This window comes from Caballeronia sp. LZ003 (genome assembly GCF_031451465.1).
In the GTDB taxonomy this organism is placed as follows: Bacteria; Pseudomonadota; Gammaproteobacteria; order Burkholderiales; family Burkholderiaceae; genus Caballeronia.
Genome location: NZ_JARUXJ010000001.1, coordinates 1,747,755 through 1,767,574, shown reverse-complemented (window position 1 = coordinate 1,767,574; position 19,820 = coordinate 1,747,755). Strand labels below are relative to the sequence as shown.

General features: G+C 62.2%; 19 protein-coding genes. All 19 read left to right on the top strand.

What is annotated here, in order from left to right; translation table 11 throughout:
* Positions 1-37: 37 nt before the first annotated feature.
* The 19 genes from QCE79_RS07820 to QCE79_RS07730 all read left to right on the top strand — a co-directional run bounded on the left by QCE79_RS07820 (position 38) and on the right by QCE79_RS07730 (position 19,637).
* Complete coding sequence (locus QCE79_RS07820) at positions 38-1,219, top strand: acetyl-CoA C-acetyltransferase (RefSeq protein WP_309843196.1); 1,182 nt, start codon at positions 38-40, stop codon at positions 1,217-1,219.
* Between the two features lie 82 nt (positions 1,220-1,301).
* Positions 1,302-2,042 (top strand): 3-ketoacyl-ACP reductase, encoded by a 741-nt coding sequence (locus QCE79_RS07815; protein ID WP_244825316.1) that lies wholly within the window; start codon positions 1,302-1,304, stop codon positions 2,040-2,042.
* A 170-nt stretch (positions 2,043-2,212) separates the two neighbouring features.
* Positions 2,213-2,788 carry a polyhydroxyalkanoate synthesis repressor PhaR gene (gene phaR, locus QCE79_RS07810; RefSeq protein WP_244825315.1) on the top strand — a complete coding sequence of 192 codons (576 nt, stop codon included), beginning with the start codon at positions 2,213-2,215 and terminating at the stop codon, positions 2,786-2,788.
* 355 nt (positions 2,789-3,143) lie between these two features.
* On the top strand, positions 3,144-4,532 hold the full coding sequence (gene rimO, locus QCE79_RS07805; protein WP_370652021.1) for a 30S ribosomal protein S12 methylthiotransferase RimO: 1,389 nt from the start codon (positions 3,144-3,146) through the stop codon (positions 4,530-4,532).
* A gap of 3 nt (positions 4,533-4,535) precedes the next feature.
* Complete coding sequence (locus QCE79_RS07800; protein WP_309843191.1) at positions 4,536-5,462, top strand: sugar kinase; 927 nt, start codon at positions 4,536-4,538, stop codon at positions 5,460-5,462.
* Between the two features lie 30 nt (positions 5,463-5,492).
* Positions 5,493-6,677 (top strand): beta-ketothiolase BktB, encoded by a 1,185-nt coding sequence (gene bktB / locus QCE79_RS07795; RefSeq protein ID WP_309843188.1) that lies wholly within the window; start codon positions 5,493-5,495, stop codon positions 6,675-6,677.
* A gap of 29 nt (positions 6,678-6,706) precedes the next feature.
* A complete protein-coding gene (locus tag QCE79_RS07790) occupies positions 6,707-7,342 on the top strand; it encodes a hypothetical protein (protein ID WP_404989215.1) in 636 nt (211 codons plus the stop codon).
* 120 nt (positions 7,343-7,462) lie between these two features.
* Positions 7,463-8,656, top strand: a complete 1,194-nt coding sequence (locus QCE79_RS07785) for a cystathionine beta-lyase (protein ID WP_309843185.1) — start codon at positions 7,463-7,465, stop codon at positions 8,654-8,656.
* Between the two features lie 145 nt (positions 8,657-8,801).
* On the top strand, positions 8,802-9,365 hold the full coding sequence (gene ddpX / locus QCE79_RS07780) for a D-alanyl-D-alanine dipeptidase (protein ID WP_309843182.1): 564 nt from the start codon (positions 8,802-8,804) through the stop codon (positions 9,363-9,365).
* A 29-nt stretch (positions 9,366-9,394) separates the two neighbouring features.
* Positions 9,395-10,996 (top strand): ABC transporter substrate-binding protein, encoded by a 1,602-nt coding sequence (locus QCE79_RS07775; RefSeq protein ID WP_309843180.1) that lies wholly within the window; start codon positions 9,395-9,397, stop codon positions 10,994-10,996.
* Positions 10,997-11,015: 19 nt separating this feature from the next.
* Entirely contained in the window at positions 11,016-12,086 is a 1,071-nt protein-coding gene (locus tag QCE79_RS07770) for an ABC transporter permease (protein ID WP_250509082.1), read from the top strand.
* Between the two features lie 45 nt (positions 12,087-12,131).
* Positions 12,132-13,043 carry a nickel transporter permease gene (gene nikC / locus QCE79_RS07765; protein WP_250509140.1) on the top strand — a complete coding sequence of 304 codons (912 nt, stop codon included), beginning with the start codon at positions 12,132-12,134 and terminating at the stop codon, positions 13,041-13,043.
* A gap of 1 nt (position 13,044) precedes the next feature.
* On the top strand, positions 13,045-13,911 hold the full coding sequence (locus tag QCE79_RS07760; RefSeq protein WP_404989211.1) for an ABC transporter ATP-binding protein: 867 nt from the start codon (positions 13,045-13,047) through the stop codon (positions 13,909-13,911).
* Entirely contained in the window at positions 13,908-14,666 is a 759-nt protein-coding gene (locus tag QCE79_RS07755; protein ID WP_309843173.1) for an ABC transporter ATP-binding protein, read from the top strand. Before QCE79_RS07760 ends, QCE79_RS07755 begins: the two co-directional genes overlap by 4 nt.
* A gap of 207 nt (positions 14,667-14,873) precedes the next feature.
* Complete coding sequence (locus tag QCE79_RS07750) at positions 14,874-15,260, top strand: DnaJ family domain-containing protein (RefSeq protein ID WP_244825306.1); 387 nt, start codon at positions 14,874-14,876, stop codon at positions 15,258-15,260.
* A 2-nt stretch (positions 15,261-15,262) separates the two neighbouring features.
* Entirely contained in the window at positions 15,263-15,862 is a 600-nt protein-coding gene (gene tadA, locus QCE79_RS07745) for a tRNA adenosine(34) deaminase TadA (protein ID WP_309843168.1), read from the top strand.
* A 5-nt stretch (positions 15,863-15,867) separates the two neighbouring features.
* Positions 15,868-16,791 carry a muramoyltetrapeptide carboxypeptidase gene (ldcA, locus tag QCE79_RS07740; protein ID WP_250509077.1) on the top strand — a complete coding sequence of 308 codons (924 nt, stop codon included), beginning with the start codon at positions 15,868-15,870 and terminating at the stop codon, positions 16,789-16,791.
* A 295-nt stretch (positions 16,792-17,086) separates the two neighbouring features.
* On the top strand, positions 17,087-17,848 hold the full coding sequence (locus QCE79_RS07735) for a GntR family transcriptional regulator (RefSeq protein WP_250509076.1): 762 nt from the start codon (positions 17,087-17,089) through the stop codon (positions 17,846-17,848).
* A 292-nt stretch (positions 17,849-18,140) separates the two neighbouring features.
* Positions 18,141-19,637 carry an NCS1 family nucleobase:cation symporter-1 gene (locus QCE79_RS07730; RefSeq protein WP_244825303.1) on the top strand — a complete coding sequence of 499 codons (1,497 nt, stop codon included), beginning with the start codon at positions 18,141-18,143 and terminating at the stop codon, positions 19,635-19,637.
* The last annotated feature ends 183 nt before the right edge of the window (positions 19,638-19,820 follow it).

The following is a 19,820-nucleotide window of genomic DNA, read 5'->3' as shown; positions in this document are numbered from 1 at the left end:
GCATAACCGAATTCATTTGATGCCAAAGGAAACTGAAATGACTGACGTAGTGATCGTATCGGCCGCGCGTACAGGGGTCGGCAAGTTCGGTGGTTCGCTCGCGAAGATCGCGGCGCCGGAACTGGGGGCAACGGTGATTCGCGCGGTGCTGGAGCGTGCGGGACTGAAGCCGGATCAGGTGAGCGAAGTGATTCTGGGTCAGGTGCTGACCGCGGGTTCGGGACAGAATCCGGCGCGCCAGTCGCTCATCAAGGCAGGGTTGCCCGACATGGTTCCGGGCATGACGATCAACAAGGTCTGCGGCTCGGGTTTGAAGGCGGTGATGCTCGCGGCCAACGCGATCATCGCGGGCGATGCGGATATCGTCATCGCCGGCGGTCAGGAAAACATGAGCGCGGCGCCGCACGTGCTGCCGGGCTCGCGCGACGGCTTTCGCATGGGCGACGCCAAGCTGATCGACTCCATGATCGTCGATGGCCTGTGGGACGTCTATAACAACTACCACATGGGCACGACCGCCGAGAACGTCGCGAAGGAATACGGCATCTCGCGCGAAGACCAGGACAAGTTCGCGGCGCTGTCGCAGAACAAGGCCGAGAAGGCGCAGAAGGAAGGGCGCTTCGACGACGAGATCGTGCCGGTGTCCATTCCGCAGCGCAAGGGCGAGCCGCTGCGGTTTGCCACCGACGAATTCGTGCGCCACGGCGTCACGGCCGAAGCGCTTTCCACGCTCAAGCCCGCGTTTTCGAAGGAAGGCACGGTGACGGCGGCGAACGCATCGGGCATCAACGACGGCGCGGCCGCGGTCGTCGTGATGTCGGCGAAGAAGGCCGAGGCGCTCGGTCTCACGCCGCTTGCGCGCATCAAGGCTTATGCGAATGCGGGCGTCGATCCCAAGGTCATGGGCATGGGTCCCGTGCCTGCATCGAAGCGTTGTCTCGAGCGCACGGGCTGGTCGGTGAACGACCTCGACCTGATGGAGATCAACGAAGCCTTCGCCGCGCAGGCGCTTGCCGTGCATAAGCAAATGGGCTGGGATCAGTCGAAGATCAACGTGAACGGCGGCGCAATTGCCATTGGCCATCCGATCGGTGCATCGGGCTGCCGCATTCTCGTGACGCTCTTGCACGAAATGCAGAAGCGCGACGCGAAGAAGGGTCTGGCGTCGCTGTGTATCGGCGGCGGCATGGGCGTGGCGCTTGCGCTCGAGCGTGACTGAGCGCAACACCCGAAGGCATGGGAAGGGCCAAGCGGAAGGCGTCGTTCGAACGCCGTTCCGCATAACGAAAATGGAGTGAGGAATGACAAAGCGCGTAGCGTATGTAACCGGCGGGATGGGCGGAATTGGCACGAGCATTTGCCAGCGGCTCCATAAAGATGGCTTCACGGTCGTCGCGGGCTGCGGCCCGAACTCGCCGCGCCGGGTGAAATGGCTGGAAGACCAGAAGACGCTCGGCTTCGATTTCATCGCGTCGGAAGGCAATGTGGGCGACTGGGAGTCTTCCAAGAACGCGTTCGACAAGGTCAAGGCGGAAGTCGGCGAAGTCGACGTGCTGGTGAACAACGCGGGCATCACGCGCGATGTCGTGTTCCGGAAGATGACGCATGAAGACTGGACCGCGGTCATCGACACCAACCTGACGAGTCTTTTCAACGTGACGAAGCAGGTGATCGACGGCATGGTCGAGCGCGGCTTCGGGCGCATCATCAATATTTCGTCGGTGAACGGTCAAAAAGGGCAGTTCGGCCAGACGAACTACTCCACCGCGAAGGCCGGTATTCACGGCTTCACGATGGCGCTGGCGCAGGAAGTGGCGACCAAGGGCGTGACGGTCAACACGGTGTCGCCGGGTTATATCGGCACGGAGATGGTGAAGTCCATTCGCCCCGAAGTGCTGGAGAAGATCGTGGCGACCATTCCCGTGCGCCGGCTCGGCACGCCGGATGAAATCGGCTCCATCGTCGCGTGGCTCGCTTCCGATGAATCGGGATTCTCCACCGGCGCGGATTTCTCGCTGAACGGCGGCTTGCACATGGGCTGACGGGCGGCGGCGTCCCTCACGGAAGGCGCGAAGGCGTGAAGGCGTGAAGAGGGGCGCTGCTGCTTGCCGGATAGATCAACGACGCGGCGAACTGGCGGCAACGCTTTATTGCGACAATGCAAGCCGTGGCGGCTGGCACCGCAGTAAAGTCCTGCGTTTAAAGGCGTTAAATGACCACCACTACTACAAAGAAATCCGCCGAACGACTCATCAAAAAATATCCTAACCGGCGGCTTTACGACACGGAAACGAGCACCTACATCACGTTGTCGGATGTGAAGCAGCTCGTGCTCGATCAGGAAGAATTCAAAGTGCTGGACGCGAAGTCGAGCGACGACCTCACGCGCAGCATTCTCCTGCAGATCATTCTCGAGGAAGAGAGCGGCGGCTTGCCGATGTTTTCATCGGTGATGCTCTCGCAGATCATCCGCTTCTACGGCCATGCCATGCAGGGCATGATGGGCACGTATCTGGAGAAGAATATCCAGGCGTTCATCGACATCCAGCAGAAGCTGTCCGAACAGAGCAAGGGCATCTACGACGGCAACGCGCTCAATCCGGAAGTCTGGTCGCAATTCATGAACATGCAGGCGCCGATGATGCAGGGCATGATGACGAGCTACATCGAGCAGTCGAAGAACATGTTCGTGCAGATGCAGGAGCAGATGCAGACCCAGGCGAAAACGATGTTTAACACGTTTCCGTTTCCGACGCCTGTCGTGCCGCCGACGACCGAGAAGAAATAGGCGCTCATGGCCCGAGCGCACGGGCCGACTCAGCCACCGCCGCGCCGAGCGGCGGATGCGCTTGAAAATCCGTCGAGACTTCGCTGAATGCCATGAAGCCGCCGCGGTTGACTGCGTGCTGGCGCCATCGTGCGTCATTGACCGGACAGCGCAACGCGCGCTTGAGGAAATCGCCCTTCTCGACGCAGGCAGGAATCTCGCCCGTCCAGTTAATACGCGCGTGGGAGAAATCGTCTGTGAAGATGTATGCGGCCGGCCGTCAGTGATTCTCCACGCCACAACCGGTTAAAATACGAGATTCGCCTCGACCGAGGCACGCGCTGTCGCCCGCGCGCGTCTTTCTCCGGATGTCCCCGTGAATACTTCTTTGAAATCAAGTACTAGCACGCCCGCGCCGCGCATCGGCATGGTCAGTCTCGGCTGCCCGAAAGCCCTTGTCGATTCCGAGCAGATCATGACTCAGCTGCGCGCCGAAGGTTACGAAATCTCCGGCACCTATGACGGCGCCGACCTCGTCGTGGTCAACACCTGCGGCTTCATCGACGAAGCCGTGCAGGAAAGCCTCGACGCCATCGGCGAAGCGCTTGCCGAGAACGGCAAGGTCATCGTGACGGGTTGCCTGGGCGCGAAAAAGAGCGCGAGCGGCACGGGGCTCATCGAAGAAGTGCATCCGAAAGTGCTCGCCGTCACCGGTCCGCACGCGACCAACGAAGTGATGAACGCCGTGCACTCGTATCTGCCCAAGCCGCACGATCCGTTCACCGATCTCGTGCCGCCCGCGGGCATCAAGCTCACGCCGCGTCATTACGCGTATCTCAAGATTTCCGAAGGCTGCAATCATCGCTGCACGTTCTGCATCATTCCCTCGATGCGCGGCGATCTCGTTTCGCGCCCCATCGCCGAAGTCATGCTCGAAGCCGAAAATCTGTTCAAGTCCGGCGTGAAGGAACTGCTCGTCATCTCGCAGGACACGAGCGCGTACGGTGTCGATGTCAAATACCGCACCGGCTTCTGGGACGGCAAGCCTATCAAGACGCGCATGACCGAACTCGTCGGCGCGCTCGGTGAGCTCGCGTCGCAATACGGCGCGTGGGTGCGTCTGCATTACGTGTATCCGTATCCGAGCGTCGACGAAGTCATCCCGATGATGGCCGAAGGCCCGCTGCGCGGCCACGTTCTGCCGTATCTCGATGTGCCGTTCCAGCATGCGCATCCCGAAGTCCTGAAGCGCATGAAGCGCCCGGCCAATGCCGAGAAAGTGCTCGAACGCGTGAAGACGTGGCGCGAGATTTGTCCCGATCTGACCATCCGCAGCACCTTTATCGCGGGCTTTCCGGGTGAAACCGAGGAGCAGTTTCAAACGCTGCTCGACTTTATCCGCGAGGCGGATCTCGACCGCGTCGGCTGCTTCGCGTATTCGCCGGTCGAAGGCGCAACGGCCAACGAACTCGATGGCGCGCTGCCCGACGAAGTCCGCGAGGAACGCCGCGCGCGCTTCATGGAACTGGCCGAGGAACTGTCGGCCGCGCGCATGAAAAAGAAAGTCGGCAAGACGCTGCGCGTGCTCGTCGATGAAGTGAGCACGGACGGCGGCGTTGGCCGCACGGCGGCGGATGCGCCGGAAATCGACGGCGTGGTGTATATCGCGCCGGCGACAAAGGCGTCGAAGCGCTACAAGGCCGGCGACTTCGTCTCCGTCAAGATCACCGGCGCGGACGGCCACGATCTCTGGGGCGAGGTATAAGTCATGGCGCATTCCATGCCTTCGGTGCTCGCGCTCGGCGAGGCGATGATCGAGTTCAACCAGTCGACGCGAAATCAGCCGAACTATCTGCAAGGCTTCGGCGGCGATGTCTCGAACTTTCTGATCGCGGCGTCGCGGCAAGGCGCGTCGACGGGCTTCGTGTCCGCCGTCGGCAACGACCAGTTCGGGCAACTGCTGCTCGATCTCTGGCGCACGGAGAATGTCGATACATCGACGGTGCGTATCGACGATACCGCGCCCACGGGCGTTTATTTCGTGTCGCACGGCGAGAGCGGGCATCGCTTCGATTACTTGCGCGCGGGTTCGGCGGCGAGCCGTTATGCGAGCGCGCATCTGCCGCTCGACGCGATCGCGGCGGCGAAGGTCGTGCATCTGTCGGGAATCAGTCTCGCAATCGGCGTATCCGCGTGCGATGCCGCTTTTACCGCGATGGATCACGCGCGCTCGCACGGCGCAAAGGTGAGTTTCGACACGAACCTGCGCCTGAAGCTGTGGCCGCTCGCGCGCGCCCGCGCGGTGATGCTCGAAGCGCTGCGCATGACGGACATCTGCCTGCCGAGCTGGGACGACGTGACCGTCATCACGGGCCATGAAGACAAGGACGCCATCGTCGACTTCCTGCTCGCGCTCGGCTCGAAAGTCGTCGCGCTCAAGCTCGGCCGGGAAGGCGCGTATATCGCGACACCCAATGAGCGGCGCGTGGTGCCGGGCCGCGTCGTGAACGCGGTCGATGCCACCGGCGCCGGAGATTGCTTCGGCGGCGCGTTCATCGCGCGTATCGTCGCGGGTGACGACCCTTTTACGGCGGCGCGTTATGCCAACGTGGCGGCGGCGTTATCGACGCAAGGCTTCGGCGCGGTAGCCCCCATTCCGACCAGAAAGACAGTGGAGTCCGCGCTCGCGGAGTAAAAGACCCACGCAAACTCAGGAGACAAGAACATGACGCGAGAAGTAGTGGTGGTAAGCGGTGTACGCACGGCAATCGGCGACTTCGGCGGCGCGCTCAAGGAATTCACGCCGACCGATCTCGGCGCGCGCGTGGTGCGCGAAGTGTTGTCGCGTGCAAACGTGCAGGGCGACGAGGTCGGCCATGTCGTGTTCGGCAACGTGATCCAGACCGAGCCGCGTGACATGTATCTCGCGCGCGTGGCCGCGCTCGACGGCGGCGTGACGCAACACGCGCCCGCGCTCACGGTAAACCGTCTGTGCGGCTCGGGCTTGCAGGCCATCGTGTCCGCGTCGCAATCCATCTTGCTGGGCGACGCCGAGATCGCCATCGGCGGTGGCGCGGAAAGCATGAGCCGCGCGCCTTACGTCATGCCCGCCGCGCGCTTCGGCCAGCGCATGAACGATGCACGCGTCGTCGACATGATGCTCGGCGCGTTGAACGACCCGTTCGACAAGATCCACATGGGCGTGACGGCCGAGAACGTCGCGAACAAGTACGGCATCACGCGCGAGGCGCAGGACGCGCTCGCGCTCGAATCGCACCGGCGCGCGGCGCGGGCTATCGAAGCCGGTTACTTCAAGGAACAGATTCTGCCGATCACGCTGGCATCGAAGAAGGGCGACACCGTTTTCGATCGCGACGAGCACGTGCGCATGAACGCGACGGCCGAAGATTTTTCGAAGCTGCGTCCCGTGTTCGCGAAGGAAAACGGCACGGTCACGGCGGGCAATGCATCGGGCATCAACGACGCGGCCGCGGCCGTCGTGCTGATGGAGCGCGGCGTCGCCGAGAAGCGCGGCGTGAAGCCGCTCGCGCGCCTCGTCGCTTACGCGCATGCGGGCGTCGATCCGAAAATCATGGGCATTGGCCCCGTTCCCGCCACGCAAAAGGCGCTGGAGCGCGCGGGACTGAGTGTCGCCGATCTCGACGTGATCGAAGCGAACGAAGCCTTCGCCGCGCAAGCCTGCGCGGTCACGCAGGAACTGAAGCTCGATCCGGCGAAGGTCAATCCGAACGGTTCGGGCATTTCGCTTGGGCATCCGATCGGCGCGACGGGCGCGCTCATCACCGTGAAGGCGCTGTACGAGTTGCAGCGCATTGGCGGGCGGTATGCGCTCGTGACGATGTGCATCGGCGGCGGTCAGGGTATCGCGGCGATTTTCGAGCGCATCTGACGCTCGGAGCTTGGGTCAAGGAACGAAGGATGATCGAAACAATGAAGCGCTTGCACTGGGCGACGATCGCAGGCGCCGCATTCGCGTTTGCCGGCTGTAATTCTCCAATGCCGCCGGATGCGTCGACGGCCGCGGCGAATGCGCCTGTCAGCGCGAAGGGCGAGTCGCATGGCGCGCAGCAGGCTATCGAAACGCTTGCCTTGCCACCGCAAAAGCCGCTCACGCCGAATCCGGAATACGCGCGCTTTCCGCGTTATGTCGGCACGCTCGGCGACCGGCAAATCGAAATGAGGCTCGGCGCGAAGACCGACGATCCCTCGGGCGTGCATGGCGAGTATCGGTTCGCGGGCAGCCCGTCGGTGATTCTCGTTGCTGGCGATCGCGATGGCGATACGCTGGAGATCGAGGAATCGAACGACGGCACGCATATCACTGGCAACTGGGTGGGAAAGTTCGCGGCGGATGGCAGCGTGTCGGGCGAGCGCATGGACCCGGACGATTCCAATTCCAGGCCATTCGATCTTCGTCCAGCGGTGGCGGGAGCGACGCTGCCCGCTGTGCAGGGTGCGCCGCTCACGCGCAGTGCGCCGCCCGCGCCTTCGCTCGAACCTGCGCCGCCGCGTAATGCGGTGGGCGGGACGAGCAACGTGATCATCGGTGAGTGATGGTCGTTCGAAGCGGGCGTCAGTGCTCGACACGACGCCCATTGCGAACCTTCCCACTTCTATTCCTCGGCCGAGCGTTGGCGACACTCCCGCGCATCAACCACTCAACTCTGCTTCGACATGACCGATTCAAGCAACTCCGAACGCGACCTGCAAACCCGTATCGTCCAGCCAGATGACCGCATCACGCCGGGCTTCGAGTCCTTTTCAGTGCCGGTTACGCGCGCCTCGACCGTGGTGTTTCCGGACCTCGCCACCTTGCGCGAACTCGTCTGGAGCGACGATTCGAAATGGCGCTACGGGCTGCACGGCACGCCTACGACGGTCGCGCTTGCGCAGCGGCTTGCGACGATCGAAGGCGGCGAGCACGCACTGTTGCAACCGTCCGGGCTCGCGGCCATTTCGAACGTGTACTTTGCGTTGGTGAAGTCGGGCGATCACGTGCTCGTGCCGGACAACGTGTATGGACCGAATCGCGATCACGCAGACTGGCTCGCGAGCGACTTCGGCGTGGAGGTGACCTACTACGATCCGATGAAGGGCGCGGGCATTGCCGATGACATCCGTGACAACACGAAGCTCATCTGGCTCGAAGCGCCCGGCTCGGTGACGATGGAAGTTCAGGACGTGCCGGCCATGGTTGCCGCGGCGCGCGCGCGCGGCATCGTGACGGCGATCGACAACACGTATTCGGCGGGGCTCGCGTTCAAGCCGTTCGAACATGGCGTCGATATCTCGGTGCAGGCGCTGACGAAGTATCAGTCGGGCGGCAGCGACATTCTGATGGGCGCGACCATCGTTCGCGATTTCGAGCTGCATAAGAAGCTCAAGCGCGCGCGCATGCGGGTGGGCGTGGGTGTGTCGTCCGACGACGCATCGCTCGTGTTGCGCAGCTTGCCGACGATGCAACTGCGCTACGAGGCCCATGACCGTTCCGCGCTTGCTTTGGCGAAATGGCTGAAGACGCGCCCGGAAGTCGCGGCGGTGCTGCATCCGGCGCTGGACGATTGTCCTGGCCACGAGTTCTTTAAGCGGGACTTTTCGGGCGGCGCGGGCGGCTTGTTTTCGTTCGTGTTCGACGCGCGCCATGGCGCGGCGCAAGTCGATGCGTTCGTCGAGGCGCTCGAGCTTTTTTCCATCGGCTGGAGTTGGGGCGGGGCGCACAGCCTCGCGATGCCCTACGACATCCGGTCGATGCGCACGGCGTCGAAGTGGCCGCATGAGGGCGTGCTGGTGCGGCTTTATATCGGGCTGGAGAGCGAGAGCGATTTGAGGGCGGACGTGGAAAGCGCGTTGGCGAAGGCGTTGGGGTGAAATGCTCGCCCGGTGGCGCTTGCTCGCTTGACCCAACCCGTCAGCCGAAACAAAACCACCCAAACAAACAGTTTCGCGGATTTTTCTATCGGGTTAAGGTTCGTCTATCGGAATGAAACGAACCGCAGCTCCCGCATCCAGAAACATGACTCGATTCTCCTTGCTGCACATCACGCCACGGACGCATCAGGTGGAGATCGATCTCGTCTACGCGACCGATTGCAATCTCACCGGCAAACCCATCTACAAAGCGCAGCATTGTCTGCTGCTCGAACCCGCCGAGGCGGCCTTGCGCCGCGCGGTCGCCATTGCGCAAAGCTTCGGCATGACGCTCAAGATTTTCGACGCCTATCGGCCGCCGCAAGCGCAGCAGGTGCTCTGGGACTTTCTTCCCGACCCGACCTTCATCGCCGATCTCAAGCGCGGCTCGAATCACAGCCGCGGCACGGCAGTAGACCTCACGCTCGTCGATGAAAACGGCGGCGAGCTCGACATGGGCACGGGCTTCGACGCAATGGTCCCCGAGTCCGCGCACTTTCACGCGGGTTTGCCGAGGCACGTACAGCACAACCGCACGCTGCTGCTCGGCGTGATGCACGGCGCGGGCTTCGCGCATATTCCCAGCGAGTGGTGGCATTACGAATTGCCGGGCTCGCGCGAACTTGCTCTCATCGACAACGAAGAAAGCGGCCTGTTGCGGCTGATGTGAACCCAACCTCACTTCGAACGGAAAAGCACATGGTCTTGCGCAAGGCAGTCGCGGCGGCACTGGCAACGGCTCTGGTTTTGGCGGGCGCGGGAACACTGACACTCGCGCAGGCCGCCACGCCGAAGGACATGTTCGTCATGGCAACGCTGCTCGACGAGTTCACCTCGCTCGATCCCGGCGAAATCTACGAACTCGTGCCCGAGGAATACGTCGCGAACACGTACGACCGGCTGGTGCGCGTCGATCTGAAAGACCCGTCGAAGTTCAACGGCGACGTCGCGCAGTCGTGGTCGGTCAGTCAGGACGGTCTGACGTTCACGTTCAAGATTCGCCCCGGCCTCAAGTTCCATTCGGGAAATCCGCTTTCCGCCGACGACGTCGCCTGGTCCATCCAGCGCACCGCGTTGCTGGACAAGGGCGCGGCCGCCGTGCTTGCGGGCATCGGGCTCACGAAGGCCAACGCGCTGCAGAACGTGAAGAAGATCGACGATACGACCGTCGCCATAACCACCGATCAACGCTACGCGCCGACTTTCGTGCTGAACGTGCTCGGCTCGTGGCCGGCGTCGGTGGTGGATCGCAAGCTGCTCGAATCGCATCAGAAGGGCAGCGACTACGGCAACGAATGGCTCAAGACGAACGAGGCCGGTTCGGGCGCGTACAAGCTCGTGAAGTGGACGGCCAACGACAGCATCGTATTGCAACGTTTCGACGGGTATCGCGCGCCGCTTGCCATGAAGCGCATCGTGCTGCGCCATGTGACCGAAGCGGCGAGCCAGCGTCTGATGATCGAGAACGGCGACATCGACGTGGCACGCGATCTGAGCCCCGACGACCTCGACACGCTTGTCAAGGCCGGCAAGATCAAGGTGAACGCCGTGCCGCAGGCAACGCTCATGTATCTCGGCCTCAACAACAAGAATCCGAATCTGGCGAAGCCCGAAGTCTGGGAGGCGATGAAGTGGCTGATCGACTATCAGGGCATTCAGAAGAACGTCATCCGCACGACGTACAAGGTGCACGAAACCTTCCTGCCCGAGGGATTCCTGGGCGCGCTCAATGACAATCCGTATCACCAGGATGTCGCGAAGGCCAAGGCGTTGCTGGCCAAGGCCGGTCTTGCGAATGGCTTCACTGTGAAGATGGACGTGCGCAACGACTATCCATACAGCGAGATTGCGCAGGCGGTGCAGGCGAACCTCGCGCTTGCCAACATCAAGGTTCAACTCATGCCGAGCGACAACAAGCAGACGCTCGGGCGCTACCGGGCGCGCGCGCATGACATCTATATCGGCGAATGGTCGGCGGACTATATCGATCCGCATAGCAACGCGCAGGGCTTCGTGTGGAATCCGGACAACTCGGATGCGTCGAGCTACAAAATGCTTGCGTGGCGCAACGCCTGGGACATTGCGCAACTGACGAAGGAAACGAACGCCGCGCTCGCCGAAAGCGATACGAAAAAGCGCGCGCAGAGCTACGAGACCATGCAGCGCGAAGTGCTCGCGAAGTCGCCCTTCGTCATCATGTTCCAGAAGGTGTCGCAGGTGGCGTCGCGGCCGGGCGTGAGCGGGCTGGAAGTCGGGCCGATCAACGATCTCGTCTCTTACAAAGACATCAAAAAGCAATAACCAGCGAAGCAGCCTGCGAATGTCCGTCACGCCCACGTTTTTCGACCGAATGCGCGCCGCGAGCGGCCGGCGAAGGGGCGTGCGCTTCGTGCTTGCACTCGTGCGCTGGATCATCATGCTCGCGGTGACGTTCACCGGGCTGCTTGCGATCACGTTCTTTATCGGCCGCAAGATTCCCATCGATCCCGTGCTCGCCATTCTCGGCGACCGCGCATCGGCGGCGGCGTATGCGGCGGCGCGTTTGCAGCTCGGGCTCGACAAGCCGCTCATCGAGCAGTTCATGATCTACGCGCGCGATGTCCTGCACGGCAATCTGGGCGTGTCGCTCTTGACGGCGAATCCCGTCATCGACGACATCAAACGCGTGTTTCCCGCGACGCTCGAACTGGCGACGCTCTCCACTTTCATCGGCGTTTGCATCGGCGTGCCGCTCGGCGTGATTGCGGCCGTGAAGCACAACCGCATGGTCGATCACATCGCGCGCTTCATCGGGCTCGCGGGCAGTTCCGTGCCCGTATTCTGGCTCGCGCTGATGGGTCTGTTGCTGTTCTATGCGCGCCTTCATTGGGTTTCGGGTCCGGGCCGTATCGACCCGATGTACGACGGCATGGTCGATACGCGCACCGGCAGTCTGCTGATCGATTCGCTCCTCGCGGGCGAGTGGGACGTTTTTAGGAACGCGTTCTCGCATATCGCGTTGCCGGCGGGCGTGCTGGCGTTTTATTCCATCGCTTATCTGAGCCGCATGACGCGCTCGTTCATGCTCGAACAACTGAGCCAGGAATACGTGACGACCGCGCGCGCGAAGGGCTTGTCCGAGCGGCGCGTGATCTGGCGGCACGCGTTCGGCAATATCGCGGTGCCGTTGCTGACGGTGATCGCGTTGGCGTACAGCTATCTGCTCGAAGGCTCGGTGCTGACAGAAATCGTGTTCGCGTGGCCGGGCATCGGCTCGTATCTGACGGGCGCGCTTTTGAACGCGGACATGAACGCGGTGCTCGGCAGCACGCTCGTGATCGGCGCGACGTTCATTGCGCTTAACTTGCTGACCGACGCGCTTTACCGCGTGTTCGATCCGCGCGCACGCTGACATGGAGGACGCTTGTCGATGCATTCGCCCGTCGAGCGCACGCCGATGAATCCCGCGCGGGCGCACTGGCGCGCGTGGTTGCTCACCGACACGCCCGCGTCGCCGCGTCAGGCGGCGCTCGGGCGCGCTTATCGGCGCTGGCGCGCGTTCTCGGCGAATCCGCTCAGCATGTTCGGTCTCGCGATACTCGTGCTGCTCGTCGTGGTGGCGATCTTCGGGCCGCTCGTCGTCACGCGCGACCCGTTGCAGCAAGTGCTCGCCGAACGCCTTACGCCGCCCAACGCCGCCCACTGGTTCGGCACCGATCAGCTCGGCCGCGACATCCTGTCGAGGCTCGTGCACGGCTCGCGGCTCACGTTGAGTATCGCCATGCTGGTCGTGGTGCTCGTCGTACCCGTGGGTTTGCTCATGGGCACGGTGGCGGGTTATTGCGGCGGTTTCGTCGATACCGTGCTCATGCGCATTACCGATGTCGCGCTCGCGTTTCCAAAGATCGTGCTCGCGCTCGCGTTTGCGGCGGCGCTCGGGCCGGGCGTGCTCAACGCGGTCATCGCCATTTCGATCACGGCGTGGCCGCCGTATGCGCGGCTCGCGCGTGCCGAATCGCTGCGGCTCGCGCAGGCCGACTTCATCCACGCGGCGCGTCTGCAGGGCGCGTCGCCCGCGCGCATTCTGTTGCGCTATATCGTGCCGCTGTGTTCGTCGTCGGTGATCGTGCGCGCGACGCTCGACATGGCGGGCATCATCCTCGCCGTCGCGGGGCTCGGATTTCTGGGACTGGGTGCGCAGCCGCCGAGTCCCGAATGGGGTTACATGGTTGCCTCTGGCCGCAATGTGCTGCTCGATGCATGGTGGGTCGCAACTATTCCCGGCCTCGCCATTCTCGCCGTGAGCCTGGCGTTCAATCTGCTCGGCGACGGTTTGCGCGATGTCTTCGATCCCCGTCACGGAGGCTGACATGTCCTTGTGCGAGATCGATGGACTCGATATTTCTTTCGCCAGCCACGACGGCGTGCCAATGCCCGCCGTGCGCGGCGTCTCGTTGTCGGTCGAGCGCGGCGAACGGTTGGGTATCGTCGGGGAATCCGGTTCGGGCAAGTCGCTTACCGGCCGCGCGCTGCTCGGTCTCTTGCCGCAAGGGGCGAACTGGTCCGCGAAAGCCCTGCGTTTCGACGGCCAGGACTTGCTCGCGATGAAGCCGAACGAGCGCCGGCGTTTATGCGGCACGCAGATGAGCATGATTCTGCAAGACCCGAAATTCTCGTTGAACCCGGTCATGACCGTCGCGCAACAAATGCGCGAAACCTTCGCGCGGCAAGGCGAACGCCTCGGCCGCAAGGCCATGCGCGCGCGTATCGTCGAGGCGTTGTCGGCGGTGCATATCCGCGACCCGGAGCGCGTGGCGGATGCGTATCCGCAAGAGCTGTCGGGCGGCATGGGCCAGCGCGTGATGATTGCGATGATGGTCTTCGCCGGCCCGCGCCTCTTGATCGCCGACGAACCCACCAGCGCGCTCGACGTGCTCGTCTCCATGCAAGTGCTTGCCGTGCTCGACGAGATGATCGAGCGTCACGACACAGGACTCGTCTTTATCAGCCACGACCTGCCGCTCGTGATGTCGTTTTGCGACCGCGTGGCAGTGATGTACGGCGGGCGGATCGTCGAGACATGCGCGGCGGCGGATCTCGCGCACGCAAAGCATCCGTACACGCGCGGGTTGCTGGCCGCCAATCCGCCGCTCGTCGATCCACCCGCCGAGTTGCCGACCTTGCGGCGCGATCCGGCGTGGCTCACGGAATCGTTCGAAGGAGACAGCGCACGATGATCGATATCGACCGCGCGAGCATTCGTTTCCGCACGAAGACCGGTCACGTCGATGCCGTGCGCGACGTGACTTTTCGCGTGGAGGAGGGCGAGGTGTTCGGGCTCGTCGGCGAATCGGGCAGCGGCAAGTCGACCTTGCTGCGCGCACTTGCCGGCCTCGTGCCACTGTCGAGCGGAAGCCTGCGAGTCAGCGATAGCCGTCCGCAGATGGTGTTTCAGGACCCGTACGCGGCGCTGCATCCGCGCTTCACGGTCGACAAGACCTTGCGCGAGCCGCTCGCGATCAACGGTATCGGCGATGAAGACGCGCGCATTTTGGCCGCGCTTGCCGAGGTCGGGCTCGGACCGGCGTTCAGATTTCGGTATCCGCATCAATTGTCGGGCGGGCAGCGGCAGCGCGTGTCGATTGCGCGCGCGTTGATCGTGGGTCCGCGCGTGCTCTTGCTCGATGAACCGACGTCCGCGCTGGATGTCTCCGTGCAAGCCGAAATCCTCAACTTGCTGCGTCGCTTGCACACGGAGCGCAAGCTCACGATGATGCTCGTGAGTCACAACCTCGCCGTGGTCGGTTTTCTGTGTCAGCGCGTCGCGGTGATGAAAAACGGCGAGATCGTCGAGCAACTCGATGTGGAAGCCGTCCGCGCGCGCGACGTGAAGCACGAATACACGCGCAGCCTCATGCGGGCGACCGAAGGCTATACGCGCAAGCACATTCGTCGAAACGACGCCATCGAATGTGGCGAAAATCACGCATAAAGCCGGTATACAATGCAGCCCGATCGCGCTCTGGCCGCGCGATGAAAACAGCGTGCCAGCCGCTGTTAGAATAGGAATTGGATTGTCGGGATCTGCCGAACAGCGCTTCAAGCGTGGTATTTCCGGCTGCCATCCGACTTCAGGCTAACCAACGGAAATCGCGACAGACCGCGCCCGCCAACCAGTGAGAGCCGGTCGAATCCCCCGATGAAATTGCTAGATGCTTTGGTCGAACAGCGGATCAACGAAGCCGCCTCGCGCGGCGAATTCAACGATCTTCCCGGCGCAGGCGCGCCCCTCGCCTTGGACGACGATCTCCTCGTGCCGGAGGAAGTGCGCGTCGCCAATCGTATTCTCAAGAACGCGGGTTTTGTCCCGCCAGCCGTCGAACAGCTGCGCGCATTGCGCGGGCTTCAGGACGAGCTGGACCGCGTGACCGACCCGGCCGCGCGCTGCCGTATTCAGGTGAAGATGCTCGCGCTCGACATGGCGCTCGAATCCTTGCGCGGCGGCGGTTGCGTGCCGCATGAATACAGGCGGCGCATTGCCGAGCGGCTGTCCGAGCGCGCTCAGGGCCGCAGCGAGATGGGCTGATCTTGTCGCCCGACCTCCCCAACCTTTCCGACGCTTCCTTTTCCACCGCATCCGTCGATTCCTCCGACGAACGCGATCGCCGCTTCATGGCGCTCGCGCGACAAGCCGCCGACGAAGCGCGCCGCGCGGGCGAAGTGCCCGTGGGCGCGGTGATCGTTCGTGGCGATGAAGTCATCGCGACGGGCTTCAATCATCCCATTGGCGGACATGACCCGTCCGCGCACGCCGAAATGGCCGCTTTGCGGGCGGCGGCGCAATCGCTCGAAAACTACCGGCTGCCGGGCTGCGAGCTTTATGTCACGCTCGAACCGTGCCTCATGTGCGCGGGCGCTATCATGCATGCTCGGATCGCGCGCGTGGTGTTCGGTGCGGCCGATCCGAAAACGGGCGCATGCGGCAGCGTGGTCGACGTGTTCGCCAACGAGCGGCTCAATCATCACACCAGCGTGACAGGCGGCGTGCTTGCGGACGAATGCGGCCGGTCGCTCAAGAACTTCTTTGCGGAACGAAGGCGTCTGGCGCGCGAAGAACGCGATTTGCGGCGCGCGCGCGAAGCCGGGCAGGGCGGCGAGTTCGCTGTTTCCACCAACAAAACGAACTGATAAACGTGAAATCACGCACCATCGATCTGATCGCGCCTTCGGGCTATCCGAACGATCCGGCGGCTGTCGAGCGCGGCATCGGCAGGTTGAAAGCTCAAGGGCACAAGCTTGAAAACATCGATGCCACGCGGCGCCGTTTCCAGCGTTTTGGCGGCACCGACAGCGAGCGCGCGGCCGATTTGAACCGGCTCGCCGATCCGTCGCGTCGTTTGCCGGACGTGGTGCTTGCCGTGCGCGGCGGCTATGGCGCGTCGCGCATTCTTCATGGTCTCGATTACGACGGCTTGCGCGACAGGCTGCGCGATCAACCTGTTGCGCTCGTCGGCCATAGCGATTTCACGGCCATCCAATGCGCGCTTTTTGCGCAAGCGGGCGTCAAGACCTTCGGCGGCCCCATGTTCGCGGGCGACTTCGGCGCGGAGCATCTGAGCATCTTCACGATGACGCATTTCTGGCAGGCGATCTCGCATCCCACGCTGACTGTGACGAGTCATGAGCCGCAGCATCAATCCGTCGATGTGAGCGGCATGTTGTGGGGCGGCAATCTGGCCATACTTGCGTCGCTGGTCGGTACGCCGTATTTGCCGCCGGTCGAGGGCGGCATTCTGTTCATCGAGGATGTGAACGAGCATCCGTTTCGCATTGAACGGATGATTTATCAGTTGCATCAGTCGGGCGTGCTTGGGCGGCAGCAGGCTATCGTGATGGGCGAGTTCTCGGGCGGACGCTTGTCCGAATACGACAACGGCTATTCACTCGACGCGATGATCGATCAGGTGAGGGCAGTAACGGGAATTCCCGTCGTCACCGGCTTGCAGTTCGGACACGTCGATAACCTGCTTACGTTGCCGTTCGGCGCGTCGGCGCATCTCGTATCGAACGAGCGCGGGTTCAAGTTGACGATGTCCGATTATCCGCATCTGGTTTGATCGGGGAACGAGGGCGCTTGTCATAGCGCCTTTCTTTTCTTCGCGCATCGCAACTAACTGTCTTTCTTCTATTTCCACGCGAGTTGATATCGGCTCACTTCCCGTGCTCAATTGTCGACAAAAAAGTGCGAACAATGCTGACAAAACGTCGATGAATCCTCGCTCATGCCCGTGGCAAAAGGCTGTACGAACAATGGGCCGTCCCTGTACGCCTGATTCATTGCGGCTTTTTACAACAAATTGTTGACAATCTTTATGTCGATTCTAAGATGGTCAACATGCAAGCGAGCACATCATGTCCGAACCCAAACCGAGTGCAGCATCGATCGCTTCGAATTTGAATGGCGGAGCGAATGCCGAGTCGATCGCCGAGAACATTCGCGCCGCGATCCTCGAGCATCGGCTTGCGCCTGGGGCCAAGCTGACCGAAGCGCAGTTATGCGAAGTGTTCGATGTGAAACGCGGCACGGTACGTCAGGCGCTCGCGCAACTGGCGAACGAGCGACTGGTCGATCTGGAGCCGAACCGCGGCGCCTTCGTCGCAAGTCCGTCGCTGCAGGAAGTACATGAGGTGTTCGAGATGCGACGCATCATCGAACTGGCGGTGGTGGAGCGCATCGGCAAGGGGCACGGCATGCGTCGGCTCAAGTCGATCAGCACGACTATCGGGCGGGAGCGGCGTGCGTTCGAGAGCCGGGACTTTTCGCAATGGATTCGCCTTTCCGGCGAGTTTCACACGGAGCTCGCCGCACTCACCGGCAACACCGTGCTGTGCGAATGTCTGTCCGGACTCGTTGCACGCTCGACGCTGATCTCGGCGCTGTATGAATCGCTCGGCAGGAGTTCTTGCTCGTTCGAAGATCACGAAGCGATTCTCGCCGCACTCGACGCCGGCGATGCCGCGAAAGCCGCGAATCTGATGGCGCAGCATCTGCGCGATGTCGAATTGAAAATGTTGGAGCGGCCAGCGCGCGGCGCGGTCGATCTGAAAGAAGTCTTTGCGCGGCCGGCCGAAAGCGCGCCGATTCTCGACGCTGTCGACCCTGTCGACCGGTAGCAAGCAACGCCTTAAATCTGCAATGCACGCGCCATCCAACGCGCGTCATGCTGCACTGAATGACCGCTCGGGAAATAGAAGAGCGCGCAATGAAAATCGCCGTGGCGGCAGGCGCGAAGGCAAGTGCCCGCGCGTTTTTGTCATCACGCTCCCGGCGAACCAGCAAATCCCAAGAGTACCGCGTCAGAGCCCGAGTGAAATCCGAAGGCCGGCGAAGGTATCCGACTGATCTCAGTCACGCACGAGCATTTGCCTTTTTTCATCACGCAAGCAGCCTATCGAAGGAGACGTCATGGGCCAGTTCAGTGCATCCGGCAGCTCAGCTCTGCCGCCGTACGAAAGCGAGTTTCAAGGAGACGGCGACCATTCTGGTATGCCTGCCGGTTATAGCGACCGGCTCTATAACGAAGACCTCGCTCCGCTAAAAAATCAGACCTGGGGCGCGTACAACATCTTCGCTTTCTGGATGTCGGACGTGCATAGCGTCGGCGGTTATGTTTTCGCGGGCAGTCTGTTCGCGCTCGGCCTCACGAGCTGGCAAGTGCTCGTGTCGTTGTTGATCGGCATCGGGCTCGTCAACGTGTTGTGTAATCTCATCGCGAAGCCGAGTCAGGTTGCGGGCGTGCCGTACCCGGTTGCGTGCCGCGCGACCTTCGGCGTGCTCGGCGCGAATATTCCGGCGGTCATTCGCGGGCTGATCGCGGTGGCGTGGTACGGCATCCAAACTTATCTGGCATCGAGCGCGCTGGTTATCGTCGTGCTGAAATTCGTGCCCTCGCTCATGCCTTACGCGGATGTGCATCGGTATGGCTTCGTCGGGCTGTCCGCGCTCGGCTGGGCGGGCTTCATGTTGCTGTGGGTGCTGCAGGCTATCGTGTTTTGGCGCGGCATGGAGATGATCAAGAAGTTCATCGACTTCGCCGGCCCGGCTGTGTATGTCGTGATGTTCATTCTTGCGGGCTACATGGTGTGGCGTGCGGGCATTCAGAACATCGGGCTGAATCTGGGCGGCGTGAAGTATCACGGCATGGAAGTGGTGCCGGTGATGATCACCGCGATCTCCCTGGTGGTCTCCTACTTCTCCGGTCCGATGCTGAACTTCGGCGACTTCTCGCGCTATTGCAAGAGCTTTCGCAGCGTGAAGCGCGGCAATTTCTGGGGCTTGCCGGTCAACTTCCTGGCGTTCTCGCTCGTGACCGTCGTCACGACTGCCGCGACGCTGCCGGTGTTCGGACAATTGATCACCGATCCGGTGGAAACGGTTGGCCGTATCGATCATCCGACGGCTGTGATTCTCGGCGCGCTGACGTTCACGATCGCGACCATCGGCATCAATATCGTGGCGAACTTCGTGTCGCCGGCGTTCGACTTTTCGAACGTGGCGCCGCGTCTGATCAGCTGGCGCGCAGGCGGGATGATGGCCGCGACGGCATCGATTTTCATCACGCCCTGGAACCTGTTCAACAATCCGGCCGTGATTCATTACACGCTGGATATTCTCGGCAGCTTCATCGGGCCGCTATATGGCGTCCTGATCGTGGATTTCTATTTGATGAAGCGCGGCAAACTCGTGGTCGATGACCTCTACACGACTTCAGAGAGCGGTCGATACTGGTACACGAAGGGCGTGAATCGTCGCGCGGTGATGGCGTTGTTGCCCGCTGCGGTGATCGCGATTCTTTGTGTGATGCTGCCGTCGCTGGAAAGCTCCGCGAACTTTTCGTGGTTCATCGGCGCGGGATTGGCGGCGGTGTTTTATTACGTGTTGGCAGATCGGAAGCGGGTTTGACGCGTATTGCGATGACGGGCGGCTGGCATGCAAATGCTCTATGTCGGCCGGCTGCATGCAAAAGACAAGATGTCAGCGGGTGGCATGGACCTATCCGTAATTCTGTGGGCGAGGCATATTATGAGAGGTAAAAGTCATGGATATGCCGATGAAGAAGAAACGCACCGTCGCTTCTCAGGCAGC